The organism is Nocardioides sp., from assembly GCF_034670285.1.
GTDB lineage: Bacteria > Actinomycetota > Actinomycetes > Propionibacteriales > Nocardioidaceae > Nocardioides.
Genome location: NZ_JAXMNS010000435.1, coordinates 1 through 3,033, shown reverse-complemented (window position 1 = coordinate 3,033; position 3,033 = coordinate 1). Strand labels below are relative to the sequence as shown.

Here is a 3,033-nt window from a genome sequence, read left to right as displayed (position 1 = left end):
TCGTGGCGTGCGTGTTCTTCGGGCTCGTCGCCGCGGTGGTGCAGGTGACCTCGTGGCAGGCCAACGGTCGGGCGGCCGACAACACCGAGCAGGTCGTGCGGGTCCAGGAGATCCAGACGTCACTGCTGCGAGCCGACGCGATCGCGACGACGGCCTTCCTCGTCGGCGGTCTGGAGCCGGCCGACCAGCGAGCGGCCTACGACGCGGCGATCGACGACGTCCTGCGGCTCGTCACCGACGCAGCCGACGCCCAGCCGGCCGACCGACAGGTGCTGGCCGACCTCAATGTCGAGGTGCGCGCCTACACCACTGCGGTGGCGCAGGCACGCGACTACAACCGCCAGAACTTCGTCATCGGCATCGCCTACCTCAACTCCGCCGGCGACGCGCTCCGCTCCGACGCCCTGCCGATGGTCGAGGCCCTCGTCGACGCCAACTCCGAGCGTGCCCTCGAGGAGATGGACGGCCAGCACCCCTACTGGTTGTTCGGGATCGGGCTCCTGGCCGTCGGGGCTCTCTATCTCGTCAACCGCGAGATCGCCCGACGCTTCCACCGTCGGTTCAACGTCGGTGTGGCCGGAGCCGCTCTCGGCGTCGCGGTGCTCACCTTGATCGTGAGCCTGTACGCCGCCGACCAGAACGGCGACAACGAGGCCACCCGCGACGGCCCCTATGCCACCGCGGTCGCGGAGGCCTCGGCCCGCACGGCCGCCAACGACGCCAAGGCCCAGGAGAGCCAGGGCCTGATCAACCGCGGGTCCGGGTCCGCCTACGAGGTGCTGTTCGACGAGGCCGCCGCGATCGTCACCTCCAACGCCTCGCCCGACACGCTCGGGCGCTGGCGCGACTACCTCGCGCTGCACGACAAGATCCGCCGTCTCGACGACCGTGGCAACTGGGACGCCGCCGTCGCACTCGCCACCAGCACCGACGACACCTCGCCGACCGCGGCCCTCGACCAGGTCGACGCGGTCGCGATCCAGGTGGTCGACGAGGCCGCGGCCGAGGCGACCTCGTCCTTCGGCGCCGGCGGCTACCTCGCGGTGGTGCTGGCAGTCCTGACCCTCCTCGGTGGGCTGCTCGCCGCGGCCGCCGCCACCTGGGGCATCAACCAGCGACGTCGGGAGTACGCGTGATGACGGCCTCCAGCTCTGCTTCACGAACGCGGCGCGCGCTCGCCGGGCCGCTGCTCGCGCTGGTCCTCGTCCTGTCCGCGTGCGGCGGCTACGACGAGACCACCGTGCCCGAGCCCGAGACGCCCGCCACGACGTCGTCCGGCACCACCGCGCCGACGTGCGAGAACGACGGCACCCAGGTGCGCTCCTACCAGCCGGCGGGCAACGTCCTCGAGGGCGCGAAGGTCCAGGAGATCCGTGACCGGGGCCGTCTGGTCGCGGGCGTGGCGGCCGACACCTTCCTCCTCGCAGCCCGTGACCCCAGCGACGGGCAGATCAAGGGCTTCGACATCGACATGGTGGATGCGATCGCGGAGAAGATCTTTGGCACCTCAGACGGCACCGTCGAGCTGCGCGTGATCACCGCTGCCGAGCGGATCCCGCTGCTCCAGGACGGCACGATCGACATCGTGGCGCGCAACATGACCGTCAACTGCGCGCGCTGGGAGCAGATCGCGTTCTCGCAGATCTACTACGACGCCGGACAGAAGGTGCTCGTGGGCCTCGACTCCGGGATCGACACGATCGACGACCTCGCCGACAAGCGCATCTGTGCGCCGGCCGGCACGACGAGCATCAACAACATCCAGCAGATCCAGCCCGACGCCGTCCCGGTCACGGCCAGCGACAACTCCGCCTGCATGGTGCTCTTCCAGAACGGTCAGGCCGACGGCGTCAGCACCGACGACCTCGTCCTCGCCGGGCTGGCCGCCCAGGACCCGTACGCCGTCGTCCTCGACACGGCGTTCCTGACCGAGGAGCCTTACGGCATCGGCGTCAACAGCGACGACGTCGACCTGGCGAGGCTGATCAACGTGGTGCTCGAGGACATGCGCGACGACGGTCGCTGGCAGCAGTCCTACAACACCTGGCTCCGTCCGTCGCTCCGCGTCAGTGGCAAGCAGCCTCAGGCGCTCTACGGGCGATGACCGAGCTGTCCACGACTCCGAGCCTGATCGCCCCGACCGCCCCCGGTGGTCTGGGGAAGGCGCCGCAACCCTTCGCGATCAAGGAGTACCTCGAAGGGCTCGAGGCCTGGGTGCGCGGACGCCGCCACGAGCTCGACCAGCTCGACTCGGCGGCACTGGCGACGGGGCGTGGTCGCGAGACCGGCGCCGACATCGCCCTCTCGATGGCTCTGTGGAAGGCCGTCGCCGACCGCTACCAGCAGATGTGGGCGGTCTTCGACGGTGGACGGATCCTCGGCCCGGAGCGCGAACGCATCGCCGCTCTCATCTGGGGCCGTCTCGACGCGGCCGGCGGGGTGGGCGGCGCGGCCGGAGCCGGCCACACCGCCAGCATGGCGGTCACCGTGCCCGAGGCGTGCAAGCTCTCCGACGCCCTGGCCGCCCAGCTCCGCACCCGGCTGGCGCTGAGCCCCGGCGCCGATCGTGCGGCGGCACGCCTCAAGGACCTGCGCGCCCAGTGCGAGCGGCTGCGCGATCAGGTGGCGCTCGAGCCCGCGCTCGGTCGAGACGCGGTGGTCGAGCAGCTCGCCGGGCTGATGGCGCGGGTCGAGGACGCCGCCGCCCGCGCCGCGCGTGGAGCTGACGTCGGCGGCGTGCTCGGCCCGCTGGAGCACGACGCAGCGGTGTTCGAGCGCGACCTCATCGTGGGCAACGCCCGCCGACGCGGAGCCCGTGCCCAGGTCGCCGAGGCGCGCACCCAGCTGGCGGCGCTCACCGAACGTGCAGCTGCGCTGAGCGACCTCGTACGTCGCTGCGTCGACACCGTCGACCCGGCGCCGCGCTACGCCGTACCCGACCTGTCGGCGCTCGGACCGGTCCCGGCCGCGCCCGACGCCCTCGAGCCCTACCTCCACCGCCTCGGCCGGGTCGAGGAGGCCCTCACGATCGCG

General features: G+C 71.8%; 3 protein-coding genes. All 3 read left to right on the top strand.

Going from position 1 to position 3,033, the window contains the following annotated elements; translation table 11 throughout:
• On the top strand, positions 1-1,136 hold a 1,136-nt coding region (locus VOI19_RS17215), incomplete at its 5' end, for a hypothetical protein (protein WP_323794179.1).
• Positions 1,136-2,104, top strand: a complete 969-nt coding sequence (locus VOI19_RS17210; protein WP_323794178.1) for a glutamate ABC transporter substrate-binding protein — start codon at positions 1,136-1,138, stop codon at positions 2,102-2,104. The genes VOI19_RS17215 and VOI19_RS17210, both read left to right, overlap by 1 nt.
• Positions 2,101-3,033, top strand: a 933-nt coding sequence (locus VOI19_RS17205; protein WP_323794177.1) for a hypothetical protein, incomplete at its 3' end; no start/stop codon positions are given. The genes VOI19_RS17210 and VOI19_RS17205, both read left to right, overlap by 4 nt.

What these genes read in the sequence shown, in the direction of transcription:
- VOI19_RS17210 (WP_323794178.1), top strand. Translation starts at nt 1,136, where the DNA reads ATGACGGCCTCCAGCTCTGCTTCACGAACGCGGCGCGCGCTCGCCGGG.